General features: G+C 41.1%; 19 protein-coding genes. 7 read left to right on the top strand and 12 right to left on the bottom strand.

Annotation, left to right across the window (positions count from 1 at the left end; translation table 11 throughout):
• Positions 1 to 218: 218 nt before the first annotated feature.
• Both LC454_RS00535 and LC454_RS00530 read right to left on the bottom strand, forming a co-directional pair.
• Entirely contained in the window at positions 219 to 1,400 is a 1,182-nt protein-coding gene (locus LC454_RS00535; RefSeq protein ID WP_223577976.1) for a FecR family protein, read from the bottom strand.
• Positions 1,401 to 1,543: 143 nt separating this feature from the next.
• Positions 1,544 to 2,155 (bottom strand): RNA polymerase sigma factor, encoded by a 612-nt coding sequence (locus LC454_RS00530; protein WP_223577974.1) that lies wholly within the window; start codon positions 2,153 to 2,155, stop codon positions 1,544 to 1,546.
• A 456-nt stretch (positions 2,156 to 2,611) separates the two neighbouring features.
• On the opposite strand from LC454_RS00530, the gene LC454_RS00525 reads away from it, so the two are divergent.
• The 3 genes from LC454_RS00525 to LC454_RS00515 all read left to right on the top strand — a co-directional run bounded on the left by LC454_RS00525 (position 2,612) and on the right by LC454_RS00515 (position 3,496).
• Positions 2,612 to 2,869: an RNA polymerase sigma factor gene (locus LC454_RS00525; RefSeq protein ID WP_223577971.1), complete on the top strand. Its 258-nt coding sequence runs from the start codon at positions 2,612 to 2,614 to the stop codon at positions 2,867 to 2,869.
• 60 nt (positions 2,870 to 2,929) lie between these two features.
• Positions 2,930 to 3,169 carry an RNA polymerase sigma factor gene (locus LC454_RS00520; protein ID WP_223577969.1) on the top strand — a complete coding sequence of 80 codons (240 nt, stop codon included), beginning with the start codon at positions 2,930 to 2,932 and terminating at the stop codon, positions 3,167 to 3,169.
• A gap of 117 nt (positions 3,170 to 3,286) precedes the next feature.
• Positions 3,287 to 3,496: a hypothetical protein gene (locus LC454_RS00515; RefSeq protein ID WP_223577967.1), complete on the top strand. Its 210-nt coding sequence runs from the start codon at positions 3,287 to 3,289 to the stop codon at positions 3,494 to 3,496.
• Between the two features lie 74 nt (positions 3,497 to 3,570).
• On the opposite strand, the gene LC454_RS00510 is transcribed toward LC454_RS00515, so the two are convergent.
• Positions 3,571 to 4,017: a hypothetical protein gene (locus LC454_RS00510; RefSeq protein ID WP_223577965.1), complete on the bottom strand. Its 447-nt coding sequence runs from the start codon at positions 4,015 to 4,017 to the stop codon at positions 3,571 to 3,573.
• On the opposite strand from LC454_RS00510, the gene LC454_RS00505 reads away from it, so the two are divergent.
• A complete protein-coding gene (locus tag LC454_RS00505) occupies positions 3,997 to 4,404 on the top strand; it encodes a hypothetical protein (protein ID WP_223577956.1) in 408 nt (135 codons plus the stop codon). The genes LC454_RS00510 and LC454_RS00505 overlap by 21 nt on opposite strands.
• Before the next feature lie 183 nt (positions 4,405 to 4,587).
• Positions 4,588 to 4,839, top strand: coding sequence for a hypothetical protein (locus tag LC454_RS00500; protein ID WP_223577954.1), 252 nt, complete (start codon positions 4,588 to 4,590; stop codon positions 4,837 to 4,839).
• Positions 4,840 to 5,011: 172 nt separating this feature from the next.
• On the opposite strand, the gene LC454_RS00495 is transcribed toward LC454_RS00500, so the two are convergent.
• The 3 genes from LC454_RS00495 to LC454_RS00485 form a co-directional block, all read right to left on the bottom strand.
• Positions 5,012 to 6,490: a tetratricopeptide repeat protein gene (locus LC454_RS00495; RefSeq protein WP_223577952.1), complete on the bottom strand. Its 1,479-nt coding sequence runs from the start codon at positions 6,488 to 6,490 to the stop codon at positions 5,012 to 5,014.
• Positions 6,491 to 6,825: 335 nt separating this feature from the next.
• Positions 6,826 to 7,305 (bottom strand): hypothetical protein, encoded by a 480-nt coding sequence (locus LC454_RS00490; RefSeq protein ID WP_223577950.1) that lies wholly within the window; start codon positions 7,303 to 7,305, stop codon positions 6,826 to 6,828.
• Positions 7,256 to 7,537 carry a hypothetical protein gene (locus LC454_RS00485; protein WP_223577948.1) on the bottom strand — a complete coding sequence of 94 codons (282 nt, stop codon included), beginning with the start codon at positions 7,535 to 7,537 and terminating at the stop codon, positions 7,256 to 7,258. Before LC454_RS00485 ends, LC454_RS00490 begins: the two co-directional genes overlap by 50 nt.
• Before the next feature lie 340 nt (positions 7,538 to 7,877).
• On the opposite strand from LC454_RS00485, the gene LC454_RS00480 reads away from it, so the two are divergent.
• Positions 7,878 to 8,303 (top strand): sigma-70 family RNA polymerase sigma factor, encoded by a 426-nt coding sequence (locus LC454_RS00480; protein ID WP_317196245.1) that lies wholly within the window; start codon positions 7,878 to 7,880, stop codon positions 8,301 to 8,303.
• Between the two features lie 173 nt (positions 8,304 to 8,476).
• Here LC454_RS00480 and LC454_RS00475 read toward each other — a convergent pair whose 3' ends face one another.
• Complete coding sequence (locus LC454_RS00475) at positions 8,477 to 9,376, bottom strand: hypothetical protein (protein WP_223577946.1); 900 nt, start codon at positions 9,374 to 9,376, stop codon at positions 8,477 to 8,479.
• Positions 9,377 to 9,632: 256 nt separating this feature from the next.
• On the opposite strand from LC454_RS00475, the gene LC454_RS00470 reads away from it, so the two are divergent.
• Positions 9,633 to 10,100, top strand: a complete 468-nt coding sequence (locus LC454_RS00470) for a PA2169 family four-helix-bundle protein (protein WP_223577944.1) — start codon at positions 9,633 to 9,635, stop codon at positions 10,098 to 10,100.
• A gap of 107 nt (positions 10,101 to 10,207) precedes the next feature.
• Here LC454_RS00470 and LC454_RS00465 read toward each other — a convergent pair whose 3' ends face one another.
• The 5 genes from LC454_RS00465 to LC454_RS00445 form a co-directional block, all read right to left on the bottom strand.
• A complete protein-coding gene (locus LC454_RS00465; RefSeq protein WP_223577942.1) occupies positions 10,208 to 10,687 on the bottom strand; it encodes a hypothetical protein in 480 nt (159 codons plus the stop codon).
• Entirely contained in the window at positions 10,662 to 11,252 is a 591-nt protein-coding gene (locus tag LC454_RS00460; RefSeq protein ID WP_223577940.1) for a CHAP domain-containing protein, read from the bottom strand. Before LC454_RS00460 ends, LC454_RS00465 begins: the two co-directional genes overlap by 26 nt.
• The gene (locus LC454_RS00455; RefSeq protein ID WP_223577937.1) at positions 11,171 to 11,557 is read right to left on the bottom strand and encodes a hypothetical protein; all 387 of its coding nucleotides are present in this window, start codon (positions 11,555 to 11,557) and stop codon (positions 11,171 to 11,173) included. Before LC454_RS00455 ends, LC454_RS00460 begins: the two co-directional genes overlap by 82 nt.
• Before the next feature lie 83 nt (positions 11,558 to 11,640).
• Positions 11,641 to 12,282: a DUF6266 family protein gene (locus LC454_RS00450; protein WP_223577935.1), complete on the bottom strand. Its 642-nt coding sequence runs from the start codon at positions 12,280 to 12,282 to the stop codon at positions 11,641 to 11,643.
• 615 nt (positions 12,283 to 12,897) lie between these two features.
• Positions 12,898 to 13,185 carry a helix-turn-helix domain-containing protein gene (locus LC454_RS00445; protein ID WP_223577932.1) on the bottom strand — a complete coding sequence of 96 codons (288 nt, stop codon included), beginning with the start codon at positions 13,183 to 13,185 and terminating at the stop codon, positions 12,898 to 12,900.
• Between the last annotated feature and the right edge of the window lie 44 nt (positions 13,186 to 13,229).

The raw sequence follows: 13,229 nt of genomic DNA, 5'->3' as shown, positions 1-13,229 counted from the left end.
ACATCTTTCTTGTTTATTTTATACATTTGTGTTGGTTAGTTAGGTATTAAAATGTGTTGTTCAAGATAGTTTTGATCACGACTGACAGTATTGATCGGGGGCGCCGCAAACGCCCCTGATTATTGCCCGGTTCGCTCTCTTTCATTTTCTTTCGTCGTTTTATTTCATAGGCAATCTGGTTTTCAGGTTTCTTATTATCGTTTGTATTTTATTATCTTTTATTTTTTCTTGACATGCAGCAGTCTGCCTTTGAGCTCAAATCTGACATCGCTGGTCTTTTCCAAGATTTTCAGCAATGATTCCAGCTTCTCATAGCGGGGTACTATACCTTCAAATTTCAATTTCTTTAAGCTGGGGTCGGTAAAGTCAACATCAATATCATACCAGCGCGCCACCTGGTTTAGTATGATATCAAGAGATTCATCCGAAAAATTGAATGTACCCTCTTTCCAGGAGATAAAACCTGAGCTTTCGACATCTGCGATCGTGATCGTTCTTCCCTGGATGAGGGCTTGCTGATTCGGTTTTAGGTATTGTCTGTTTGCCCCATCCGGCAGCGACAGCTCCACCTTTCCTTCGATCAAGGTAGTCCGATCTGGCTCACCGCTATAAGCCGTGACGTTAAACGAGGTACCCAGCACCTTGATGGTCTGGCCCGGGGTACGTACCACAAAAGGCTGCAGTATTTTGTCCTTACCCTTTGACCTATATCGGTGCGCAACTTCAAAATAAGCCTCCCCCTCTAGCTCCAAGTTGCGCGCTTCGTCAGCCCGATCAACAATATACCGCAGACGTGAATCCGCATTGAGCCAGACTTTTGACCCATCAGGAAGCGCAATTTTATACGTACCTCCTTTCGGGACATCAATGATCATATTTCGTCCGCTCACATTCTCAGCAGCTATCCCCTGGACCAATGATCCATCTGCATAAGCCAGTTGCTTGCCCAGTACAATTTCAGACTGACTTTCGCTCAGGCTCACTTGTGTACCATCGTCCAGTCTGATGGTTGCTTTATTTCCACCCGGTAAAACAGTAGCCTGTTTTGGTGCCCCGGTATCGTTATCGACCAGATAGCGCACGGTGAGTCCCAGTCCCACCAGCAGGACAATCGTGCCGACAAGCCGCACCCACTTGTTGTGAAAGCTTATTATTTTTGCTGGCTCGGGCTTTTGAATCGTCTGTAAGACCTTTTGTTCCAGTCCATGCAACCAGTTATCGTCAGTATCAAGCTGCTGTACTGCAGTAGGCTCATTTTTGAATTCCTCCCCGATCAGCTGGCGCAGCTGCGCAACGTTATTTTCGTCCGCTATCAATCCCTCCAGCTCCAGCATTTCCTTTGGAGTCAATTTATCTGCCAGATAGCCTTCGAACAATTCGGAAAAACGGGAAGTTTGCATAGCTCTTTTTATTAGTAATACGAACAGAATGAACAAACCAATGAAGCGATCTGAAAAAAAATGCAAAAAAAATTAAGATGTGGTATCAGGACTTAGTTCGTCGCCGCCGAGGCTGTCCGCAAAGAAAATTAAAATAAGGAAATTTAGAATATATCCGGGGCGATATTCGCAAAGAAAAATACAGTCAATACCATCGAAGCTAATTCTGGATGCTGCTTAAAATAAGCCTTTATAGAAGCATTTGCATTGGTGATATGTGAATTTACAGTTGAGACTGAAATGGACAAAAGCTGGCTAACCTCTTCATAGCTCTTGCCCTCTATTTTGCAAAGCTCAAAGACTTTTCGGCGCTGTTCAGGCAATTGCTGGATGCCGCGCTGTAGCACTTCGAGCATCTCCTTGCCAAAGATCCCCTCTTCGATATGGGAATAAGCTTCAATAATATGCGTAAAATAATCAACAGACAGCCTTTTTTCACGTGTGGCTTTACGTAACCGGTCATAGACCAGATTTTCAGCGATCTTATACAGGTAACCTCGGTAGCGTTCGGTATCCAGGTTGTCCCTATTTCTCCAGACCCGCAAAAACAGTTCCTGCAGCAGCTCTTCGATATCTTCCCGAGATTTGATCAAACGCGACATCGACACAGCCAGAGGACCCTTGTATCTGCTCATCAGCTCTTGCAATGCCAGTTCATCCCCTGCTTTCAGGCGAAGCAGTATCTCCGATTCCGTTGTATTAGGGGTGTTTTTCAAGCAGATTTATCAAGTTGAGGTTCTTTGGCCTAAAGTTAACAATAACAAATCAAAGCGCAAAGCCCCTGCCCCGATCTTAAATCGTCCCATTCAATCGGTTCCGCAATGTCAGGATATTAGCACAAAAAAGGCCGGATCAATTGCTGTTCCGACCTTAAAAAAAACTATCCTTTAATCCTACGTATACCTTATTATTCTTTATACATATCCTATTAACGAACACGATCAGGATCAAAATAGTTTTATTTTTTTTAAAAAACTTTAAAAGCTATCTATAAATCTTGTCAAATTCATAATTTCGTAGCCAAACAAGCCTTTTGAAACCAAGTTTTTAGTGGAATTGACAATCTACTGACGATAGTGTGCTATTTAAACGCAGGCTTGTGTTAATGTTATTAAATCTTTACTGTTTTTGAAAAGCGATAATCTATTTCATTAACTGACGCAAACGCTGAAATGAGTAATACGATCATAGATCTGTGTTGGAATGATTTTATTGAGGGCGATAAAAAGGCCTTCGAGCAGATCTATCGTGCCCTATTGCCCAGCTTGTACGAATATGGTATGCGACGTGTAAAAGATGAAGATTATGTCAGAGATGCTATCCAGGAAGTATTTATCAAATTTTGGGAAAATCGCAATAAATTAAAAGTCATATCCAATCCGAAGCATTATCTACTGGTTGCACTTAAGAACAGCTTATTAAACACGTAATTACGTAACGGGAGGCTGACCTCATTTGGCGAAAATGATGATTTCCAGCTGACTTACGATGTGGAGTCCAGCTACATCGCTACCGAGGAACAACGAGGCAATGCACTTAAACTGATTCAGGCACTTGAACAATTAACCGGCAAACAGAAAGAAGTTATTTTTCTTCGATATTTTGAAGAACTGAGCTATGAAGAGATCAGCGTGCTGACCAATATCTCAGTGAAAAGCTTATACAAATTGAATAATCGCGCCATGGCGACGCTTATTACTTTCTTAACATTTGTTATCGCGCAACGGTGAAAATTATTCTCATTTTTGAGTAGTAATAAAACCGTACAAAATGAGAACAGCAATTGTATTCAATCATCCCTATGAAGGTAGCTACTGCAATCGGCCTTACTCATTGTTGTCGAAGTAATGAATCCGCTAATAGACATCACCATTATCAACAAAGTGATAAAAGCACCTATTCATGACGCATTCAAGGTATTGGGGGTCGACTATTCTGCAGCGTCCACAAGATTTGGAACCCATGGGATATCTATTAAAGGTGCAGCGACCATCGAAGACATCTGGTTAAACAACGACTTAGATCCTGAAAAAGTAATTGACTTGATCACGGAATAGTTTTACCGTCATTGCTACATAAGTAGACGTTCGCCTTTACCCCATTAATCCTAACCAAGGCTAAAACCCAGTCCTTAAGGCGCGGCAACGGCATTGACAAGCAATACATCTTTTTTTAGGCCTTTGCTTTGCGCCTGTACCTGGATCTTACCCGCCTCTTCGGCAGCCTGCACGATCAGTGTAAGCTGTCCGTTAAACAAGTGCATCTGTGGCTTATGAAAAGCCTCGAGGTTGGTCGGATCGCCATTGGCCAAGGCCTTGAATGTACCGGCTCCTTTTACCTCAAACTGTACCAGCCCGTCTGCATGTGGGCACAAATTTCCATCTTTATCCACTGCCTTAACACGAATATAAGCCAATGCGCGGCCATCTGCAGCAATAGTGCCGCGCACAGTCTCCATTTTTATCTGGTACGGTTTTCCAGCTGTCCGTACAATCTTCTCATCTGTGGCTTTTCCATTTTCATCGTAGGCCACCACTGGATTGCTTCTGACGGCTGAGTGAATGTTTTTGATGTCCATAGCCAGCAATTCAGAAACTTTACGATCGTGGATGCCAGTGGAAGGAGAAATGCAAAGTGGGCGTACGATATTCTGGAGGATGAGGCGGATAATCTGTGGATTGCCTCTTACATGGGTGGGATATTTGTTGTCAACCGAAATACACTATTGGAAACAAAGGGACCAATTATAGCAAGCAAGAATTTTAGTAAAGCGAATGGGCTTTTGGAAGATTTTGCCAACCAGATCGTCGACAATGGTCGGGGTAAGATGCTGGCCTTATTTTATAATAAAGGTATCAGTAGCATCGATAGGGGCACCGGCAAGATAAGCGAATTGAAGGATAAAGAAAAATCCTTTCACCCGAGCGCCTACTCTCTCCTAAAGAATATTGTTAATTTAAAATAGAATTATTATCTTTGGCTATCAGACATTAAATCAATGCCATATATTATAATAAATCGTAAAAGAATGAGCTCTTCGGAATAGATCAACAAGATTCATATTTTTCAAGCTTATAATAAAAAGAATAAAGTCAGTAACAACAAACTTAAAATCCATCTATTATAAAATTATTTAATCATTAAAAACATGAGAAAAAATCGACTTCTAGTTATTGCATCAGCGCTGATTATTTTAGGACAGTCTTGCAAAAAAGATGACAACCTCACCCCGGAAACAAGAATAGATGATACGCCTAAAATTAAATCTGAAACTAAAATCCTGAAGGGAAAACCCGTAGCGGAAGGCGAAGCGGGCTATCACGTAGGGTTATTGAGAACTAAAGCTACAGAAGTTAAAGTACAACCAGGCGATTGTAAATTCCAGGTTTCATTACAATGATAGAAAAATGGCCACCTTATGGGTTCAATTTTAGAAATTGCAAGAAATTAAGACTTCTAGCAGAAAAGATTATTAATAACGAGAAGAAGTGAATTTCTCCTTCTCGTTATTTTCATATGAAAAATATCAAATGTTTTTTCATTTAATTACCCTATGATAACCACTTTCCTGATTATACCTTCTCTGCCAACCCACGCATCCAAGTATTAAAATCTGCGTCCGAAGGAATTTCAAGCTTCTTGCGCAACCTGTTCTTGCGGACCTGTACAGCCCGGACAGTGACAAAGGTATATTCCGCTATGTTCTTTGTCGAAAAATTAAGAAAAGCCATGGCACAGAACTCCAGCTCTGTCGTTCTGATATTGGGGTCAAGGGCTTTCAAGGCTTGGATAAACTGCGGATAGAGTTCAGCAAATAATGTCAGGAACTCCGGATTATTACTTTTGGCCAGGTCGATCAGATTATTGAATTTGTTTTCGCCGATCTGCTCCGTCAGCTCCCTATTAATGGTTTCTGTTTCCTGCAGTTCCTCTTCCTTTTGTCCCAACAGCCTACGGTTGTGCCTTACGCGCCATACAAAAAACGCAATGGCAATAATAAGTACCGCCAGGATGATTACAGAGACAGTAACCGATTTTGAGACCTTAGTATCCGATTCCTGATCTTTCAATTTTAAAATCATGCTGAGCACCTGATCGACGACCGCTCTATTTTCATTTTCCAGGGAATCATTGAGCCGGCTAAAAGCCATTTCATAGTGGTCAGTTTTGGCTTTGTCCAAGCCAGTTGTTCGGTAAAAATCGGCCAGCGCCCGGTACGAATTTTTCATTCCAATTCTGCTACCAGCTGCCCGCTTTCTTGCTAGGCTCTCCTCATAGAAAGCAGCAGCTTTTTTTAAATTCCCTCTCTTTTTCTCCAAAAGACCCAAGGTACCATAGGTATTCAGAACGACAGGAATTTTATATTTTTTCATGAGCTCCAGTGATTTGTCAAGGTATTGCTGCGCCTTCGCGAAATCACCTCTATCAACATATAGCTTTCCCAGGTTTTCATAAACAATTTGATAACGCATGGCCGCATCTTTCTCTTGAAAGACCTTCAGGTTCGCTAATTGGAGTTCGGTATATTTTTGCATAGAATCCAGTTGCCCCATGCGCTGAAAAACGACTGATAAATGTTCATAATTAAACTGGTAGGATTTTACCTGTTGTTCGCCTGTCAGTTTTTTGATCAGCCCCTGTTGCAGACGGAGCACTCGAAGGGCTTGTTGATTCAGATTGAGCTCACCATAGGCTCTCCCTCGTATGAGTAAGGCCTGAGATTGCATGAAAATTTCATTCTTATAATAGTCTGTGGTTTCAATACGATCCAGCTGTTTCAGTCCTTCCTTAAATAGCCCTGCAGTTACAAGACCTTCAGCTATATAAGAGCCTGATTTTGCTTTCCCTTCATCATAATTCGCTTCGTTGGCCAAATTAAGCGCTTTTATTGCAGTCTCTATATAAGGCAACAATTTTCCCGCTTTAGCAAATTCTTTTGCTTGTGCTAAAAGCGATTCCACCGCCTGCTTCTGCTGATCGCTTACAGTTGATTTAGCGGTTGATTTAAGTGCAAATAACAATAAAATTAAAAATAGAAATTGCTTTTTCATCAGGTTATTAGGTTATCATTAATTTAAAGGAAGATATCACTAACTTCTAGGGCACGAAAATAGCGTTTTTTTTCTCAAACAATACTATCGTTTTTCAATAATATGAGGGGTAATTTTCGCTAATTTTTGTTCCCCATCATATTCATTGAAATATAGAAATGACCATATTCAAACGCCATACAAAATTGCCTTTTAATATCTTAAGGATCAAAAACTATGATATCACAACTATATCACAATTATATCTCATTTCTTTAAGCTAAAAACAGGTATCAGCATATCTTTCCGGTAGAAACTGATCCAACCTAAGTTAAGGGGATAAAAAGGAGTTTAAGTTAACCGCTTTTGTTAGTGTTAGGGTAATAAGTCTGCTGCAGCTCTTGAAGCTGATTCACCACCGCATCATTACTACGCTCCCGTGCAATAGCAATTATTTTGCGAAACAAAGACTGGGTTGGGCGAAACGGATAATTTAGCGCTGCAGAGACCTTATCAAAATGCCTGCGAATGGCCGCCGGATCTTTTAACGCATCCCTGAAGTTCCAGCGATAAGATTCAAATATAAAACGTAGGCCATCATTGTTGCCGGGCAATGGCACAGTGCCGTGATCATCCTCTTCATAGAAAACATATTTCCATCGAAGATTTTTTAACCGTTCCTTTTCCAATACCGTTCTAAACTTGACGATCGCAATTTCATGTTCATCGTCGGTCAAATTCCGGAGCCGGGCATTATTGGCCTGGGCAAGAAAAAGGCGGATATCCTTAAAATCCCGTTGCAGTGGCAACAGCAATGACCAGCCATCTGACGACATTATTTTTAGGCTTTCCAGGCAAGCCTACTGACTGGGGATTGTTGTGTTGTTCAATATGCTGAAAAAGGCCATCTAAATACTGTTGCCTTTCTTCCGCTTTCAGATCTGTCCAGATCTGTCCTGTAGGTATATCATGTTCCTGCAGCCAGTTTTCGATCCACACTTCTTCTTCTTTTGTGCAATTCCCGGCCTCATATCGGATTAATAACTGTTCAAAATCGCTGTTGCTCATAAGGTCTATAATCTTCGGTTTGGATATAAGACACCTAACTGCAGAAGTAGTACTATTTAATTTTCACTTTTTTTTCAAGCTCAGGCGAAAATACTTCCAATTTCTCTGAATTAAAAAATGTTACAGGCATTGTAATTATTTTCTCGTTTTATTTTTTACCTTTCAGCATCTAAATATAGACCTATGAATGCAAGCACAAGCGACGTTAACCTGTTTTCTGCTTTTAAAACTGGTAACAATGATGCATTTTCAAGAATTTATGAGCTCTATGCTGAACCGCTAATTGAATATGCCTCGAGAAAATTACAATCCGTTGAAGAAACCCGAGATCTGATTCAAGATCTGTTTATTTATACTATGGGAAAAACGTGCTGACCTGACTATTAATCAATCGTTACGCGCTTACCTTTTTCGTGCTTTAAATCGAAGAATCCTGAATCATTATCGGAAGAATAACACGCGAGAAGAATACGCCTCCTATCTGTCAAAAATGGAACATGCATTCACTGATCCCGACCAATCAGTCGAAATAAAGGAGCTGCAACAGAATATCCAATTCGCCTTATCAAAAATGCCCAATAAAGTCAGGGAGATTTATCGTCTTAGCCGCGAAGAATACTTGAGTGTACGGGAAATTGCACAGCATTTAAATCTTTCAGAACAAACGGTAAAAAATCAACTAACAACTGCATTGTCAATTATTAGACAAGTATTAAAAGGAATTGTCGTCTTCTTGGTCTTTTTATATTTTTTATTTTACAACTAACTTTTACAGATAGATTCAAGGATTACTCTTTCGTGTTGGTAGTAGCGGAATTGGTTGGTGACAATAGTTGGTTTACCTTTTTCACGTATGGAGATCGAAGTTGACAGGATGAGCTGTAGCGTTTTATCTGTTGAGGACTTCCCAGCTGGGCGGTCCTCAACAGGATTTTTCTTCTATTTTTTCGCTTCGGTATTGGCAAAAGTTACTGGAATTTCTTTTCCTACTTGTGTAGAAAACCAAAATCCGCTCAAGCTTCCATATGTATTTTTAATTCGGAAAAAGTTTTTGCGATCTTCTTCAATCAATAGCACATAGCCGTTTTCCAATGTTACGATTTCGGCAAAAGATTGCTCCTCGTTGTTTTGATATTGATAAGTGGTTTGATCGTATGAAGGATCTTCTTTCCAACCATTTACTTTCCAATTCAGCATCATCTTTCGACCATTAATGGTGGTTGAGAAAGTTGTTTGTTCTAGCAATGGTAATTCGACTAAAGTTGCAGCGCTATCAGCCGCTGCTGCCGCCGCTTCTACGGCAACAGTTGCCGCTTCAGCAGCGATAGGGTCGCCCGGTTCTTCTGCGCTAACAAAATCTTCAAAATTACCATCGAAGGCTTTCAGATCTTTAAACAAACCGCCGTACCATTGCTCTTTGAATTGAATTAAATCAACATAGCGCAAGACATAATTCTCCTCTTTGTTCCTGTTGCTTTTGACCCAGATAAAACCGCTGTATTCTATAATCCCTTCAGAATTTTCGGCTTTATTGTTATCGGATTTAATTTCTTGGATGTATAAATCTTGCCAGTTGATTTCCCCATTCTTAACGTCACAAAAATCTTCCAGTATTTTTCCCATCATTTTATAATATCTGCTTTCGTTGTACAGCTCGATTGGGCCGGAGGTACGGGCATCAAAATCACCACTGCTGATCATGATTTCGGAAAATGTTTTTTGGTCGGGCCACAATGTTTTGAACGCCTTAGCATCACTGTTTTTTATTGCTTCAAATGCTTTGTGCAAATGTTTCTCGGACGCAGCATTTTGCGCCATCGCTATTGTATTTACTAGCATAACTAGTACGAGTAAGAGGTGTTTTTTCATAAAAGAAATAAATGAATTTTTTAAATATAAAAATATTCATCCCTGAAATAGGAAGCCATTTAACATTCGTAGTATTTCTTTTAATATTCGTGCATTTATTCCCGGACAATAAAAAATGTATTAAATACGGGGAGTGAATTAAATACCTAAATCTTGGATTTTTCAAACGATCGTTGGTTAGAGGCTGTTTTTTCAATAAATAAAAATGATAACAAATAACAGTATTATGGAAAACAACATCAATAATCCCGAAATCATCAATGACATTATCAAAATTAATAATGACCGTATTGAAGGTTACCGAAAAGCAATTGATCTGGCTACCAGTCATGGTTTAGATAAATTGCTACCGACATTTCAGAAGTACATTGAACAATCAAATGAATTTATCGCAGAACTGAAACCCTATGTGGAACTGGAAGGCAAGGAACCTACAGACAGTACAATGCTTAGCGGCAAGCTCTTCCGGGTTTGGATGGGCATAAAAGTAAATATCACCGGTGACGACGAAAGAAGTTTGCTGGAAACCTGTGAACAAGGAGAAGATGCCTTCAAATCGACTTATCAGACAGCCCTTGCTGAAGGATCGAATGAACTTTCACAACATGTACATAGTCTTATCAACACTCAGCTTAGTAAACAACTGGAAGCACATAATATCATCAAAATGATGCGCGACAATAAAGCAATCTAAGCTTAAAGTTTTAGAAAAACAACTACCGAAGCGTAAATGGCAGCGGTAGTTGTTTTTAGTTTGCGTGCCGTATCAGGCCCGCCCCCATCCTGCAATGCTTTCTAAACCTATAAACGAAATCTGCTCCGCCTCCAGAGGAGAAACAGGATCAAGACAAAGCCAACACTCCAAAGGTATTTCGTAGATAACAGCGTGTTACGGCTCTTTTCATGCCTGGTCTCCAGTTGTTTTCCCTGTTCATTTTTGCGGGTAAGGTCTTGCAGATGTCTGCTCCTACTGCCTGTTGACTCATGTCCTAGCAGCCTCCCTGACTGCGCGAACAGTCCACTGTCCGGATGAAAGCGAAAAGTACTGTCCGTCCAAAAATACCATGAGCGGGAGAGTGTATCCTGCCGAAAGGTATATAGCCGCTGCCGCTGTTCTAGATTCTGCCATTCCAATTCTGCTTCCTCCTGTTTATCGCGCTGTTTATTTTCATAGATCTTACATGAAGTCAGCGTAAGCAAGCCAATGAGTATAGACAAAATACAAGTTGGTTTTATTTCCATAACCTCCCTCCCCTCATTCCAACCAATTTGAAAACGCATAGATCGTCACGATTGGCCGCCGCCTGGACAATACCCTGTTTGCAACGTTTCCCTCCACAGTCAGTATAAAACTTCTTTCTCTTTTCTGGACGATCCCCACATGGTTGATCCGTCCGAGCTGCTGATTATAGATCGCAAATAGATCTGCCGCCCGAATGCTCCCCCGCTTTATCTGCTGACTGGTATAGCGCCGAGCCATTGGAAATAGTGCCGGACTCCAGGCATTTCGTGGTGCTGACAGTCCGGCCTTTCCGTAACACCATGACACAAACGCCGCACACCAGGCATGCCCTATATCTAGACCTGTGTAGGCCAGGTATTCCTCCACCTTAGCGCCATCATTATTGCCTGTTGCTTCCGTAATACCGATCTCTCCTATGGCGATATCCATAATGCGTTCGCGGACGCTCACTATTGGTCCATCATGCCCAGGTCTGGCTCCCATAGCCATAGACCTGGGCTGATCTTCTACCGTTTCTCGCTCTATAGAACAATTGCCAACACCGCCAACAAAGAGAACAGCGACAAAAAGAACACCGAAAAATAAAGAATACATTGTTGCCATGATGTCAATTGATTAAAGTGATAACTAAGGTCCTGACGAAAGATTTTAAAAGGCTGCCAGAGTATTTCCTGCAACCAGTAGCAGCAGTAGATAACAAGCAATCCAGTCAGGATAGCAAAGAGCAAGACCGATAGGATACCGATATCCAATACACCGGCTGTGGGATCTATCGCCTGGAGTAAAAGGCCTGCTGAAATAAAAAATACGAGCAAACCGACTAGCATTATGCCGAGCAGCTGCCTATTTGTTAATGGCCAATAGATATCCTCGATATCGGTGACCATTTGTTTTTGTACTATTTGCATTTTTAATACTTTTAGATATTTTATAAAAACTTCGCTTTAAAAAGGAGGCGCTCCTCATGGAGCGCCTCCTACATGCAGATGGTCTATGTTAAGACAAACTCACCCAAATATTGACTACCGGAGGTGGTCACACCATCCCGATGAATATTGAACGTCCAACCAACTATTGTCTTGCCTGTATAGCTGTCGGGCAAGGTTATATCCATGGTTTTATCCAGCCTTGTTGCACCTTCGTAAGCAAAAAAGAGATTATCTGCCTGATCGTATAGGAGCACGAGCACTTGGTCATCATCAAAAGCATTAAATCGATTGCCGATCGGATCCCAGCTTAATGACAGCACTTTAGGAAATGCCTCAACAGTCTGTAATCCTACTAAAGAAGCTAATCCTCCACTCGCAATCTTGACCGCAGCATAATCAATAGTAAAGTTGGGATAAGAGCCTACAAAGGCATTGTTGATAAACTGCTGAAACGCCACATTATAACCTGTCTTGTTCCGTTGTTTGCTATCTGAAAAGCCCAGCATCAACACGTCTTTGATGGATTTGAGAAAACTGGTTGTCATCCCAAACTTCATCCGTTGCGCCATCTGATCTTCTGATGCAGCTTTTGAACTCTTCTTTGGGAGCGAACGAACATAGTCTATACCTCGCCAGGAGCTCCCTACGATACTTCCCACCTTACCCTGGTAGGATCCGTGTATTCCTTTTATGAATCTTGCCATAATATTAATTTTTTAAAATTTTTATCCTATGTGACGCTGCAGGCTGCCACGATACCGATATCATGATGCTAAGGTAGTTCGCAAAGGAAAGGAAAGACGAGAAATGGCGTCATCTGGCATCATTTGACTTAAAATGCCATTTTCAGCGACAATAAAATTAAATTATTCCAAAAATCGTATGCAGGTCTGCCGCTTATTTGAGGAACAAACAACGCAATTAAATAGGGAATCGTTTGCCATTAATAGGCCGACGCCAGGCTCTTTTTTTGCTCGGCAGGCAAGGAAAGGGTCTAGAAAAAGCAAACAAATAGCAGAGAAATACCAGAGAAAGGGTAAACAAAAAGTATAGCATATACAAAAAAAAGGCAACTACATAGCAGACAAATACCAAACCAGACCTAAGCCAATCCCCTAGCAAGACCAAAGGATAAGCAATAAATTAACAAAGAAACACCAGAGAACCGGCAAAGAAACAGCAGAGAATAAGCAGATAAACAGCAATGAATACGCAACCGAACACCAAAAAATAACCAAAGAATGGGCAACATACGAACGCAACCTAAACAGAAAAAGGCCAGCTCCTTTTCGAACCAGCCTCACTCAAAAAGGAGACGATCAAATCATCCCATTGTCAATACTTCGCTTGATGGCTTCTTGTAAGTCCTCCTCGCGATAGTAATGCTTGTTGCCCAAATAAATGGGCCGTAGGATTCCAGATTTGACCCATCGGTTGTAGGTCCGTTCAGAGATTCCTAGTTTTGACACCACAGCCATGCGGGTCATCAGTTCATCAACGGTCCATCCTTTGCTCCTATTTTCTACTGGCAGGATGTGATGCGCCGTACAGGACAGCTTGTCGTTGATTTCTCGTAGCAATTGTACGATTTCATCCAATTGTGACATAAATTATTCCATTGGTCGATACCATGAAATGAGGGGCAGCCATA

Origin of the sequence: Sphingobacterium sp. GVS05A, from assembly GCF_019969845.1 — a bacterium.
Taxonomy (GTDB): domain Bacteria; phylum Bacteroidota; class Bacteroidia; order Sphingobacteriales; family Sphingobacteriaceae; genus Sphingobacterium.
Note: the sequence above shows the minus strand (reverse complement) of the source record. Positions and strands in the feature narration are given on the sequence as shown.

What these genes read in the sequence shown, in the direction of transcription:
- LC454_RS00460 (WP_223577940.1), bottom strand. Translation starts at nt 11,252, where the DNA reads ATGGCAACAATGTATTCTTTATTTTTCGGTGTTCTTTTTGTCGCTGTT.
- LC454_RS00510 (WP_223577965.1), bottom strand. Translation starts at nt 4,017, where the DNA reads ATGGACATCAAAAACATTCACTCAGCCGTCAGAAGCAATCCAGTGGTG.
- LC454_RS00525 (WP_223577971.1), top strand. Translation starts at nt 2,612, where the DNA reads ATGAGTAATACGATCATAGATCTGTGTTGGAATGATTTTATTGAGGGC.
- LC454_RS00475 (WP_223577946.1), bottom strand. Translation starts at nt 9,376, where the DNA reads ATGCTAGTAAATACAATAGCGATGGCGCAAAATGCTGCGTCCGAGAAA.
- LC454_RS00470 (WP_223577944.1), top strand. Translation starts at nt 9,633, where the DNA reads ATGGAAAACAACATCAATAATCCCGAAATCATCAATGACATTATCAAA.
- LC454_RS00485 (WP_223577948.1), bottom strand. Translation starts at nt 7,537, where the DNA reads ATGAGCAACAGCGATTTTGAACAGTTATTAATCCGATATGAGGCCGGG.
- LC454_RS00500 (WP_223577954.1), top strand. Translation starts at nt 4,588, where the DNA reads ATGAGAAAAAATCGACTTCTAGTTATTGCATCAGCGCTGATTATTTTA.
- LC454_RS00465 (WP_223577942.1), bottom strand. Translation starts at nt 10,687, where the DNA reads ATGCGTTTTCAAATTGGTTGGAATGAGGGGAGGGAGGTTATGGAAATA.
- LC454_RS00515 (WP_223577967.1), top strand. Translation starts at nt 3,287, where the DNA reads ATGAATCCGCTAATAGACATCACCATTATCAACAAAGTGATAAAAGCA.
- LC454_RS00535 (WP_223577976.1), bottom strand. Translation starts at nt 1,400, where the DNA reads ATGCAAACTTCCCGTTTTTCCGAATTGTTCGAAGGCTATCTGGCAGAT.
- LC454_RS00455 (WP_223577937.1), bottom strand. Translation starts at nt 11,557, where the DNA reads ATGCAAATAGTACAAAAACAAATGGTCACCGATATCGAGGATATCTAT.
- LC454_RS00495 (WP_223577952.1), bottom strand. Translation starts at nt 6,490, where the DNA reads ATGAAAAAGCAATTTCTATTTTTAATTTTATTGTTATTTGCACTTAAA.
- LC454_RS00450 (WP_223577935.1), bottom strand. Translation starts at nt 12,282, where the DNA reads ATGGCAAGATTCATAAAAGGAATACACGGATCCTACCAGGGTAAGGTG.
- LC454_RS00490 (WP_223577950.1), bottom strand. Translation starts at nt 7,305, where the DNA reads ATGTCGTCAGATGGCTGGTCATTGCTGTTGCCACTGCAACGGGATTTT.
- LC454_RS00445 (WP_223577932.1), bottom strand. Translation starts at nt 13,185, where the DNA reads ATGTCACAATTGGATGAAATCGTACAATTGCTACGAGAAATCAACGAC.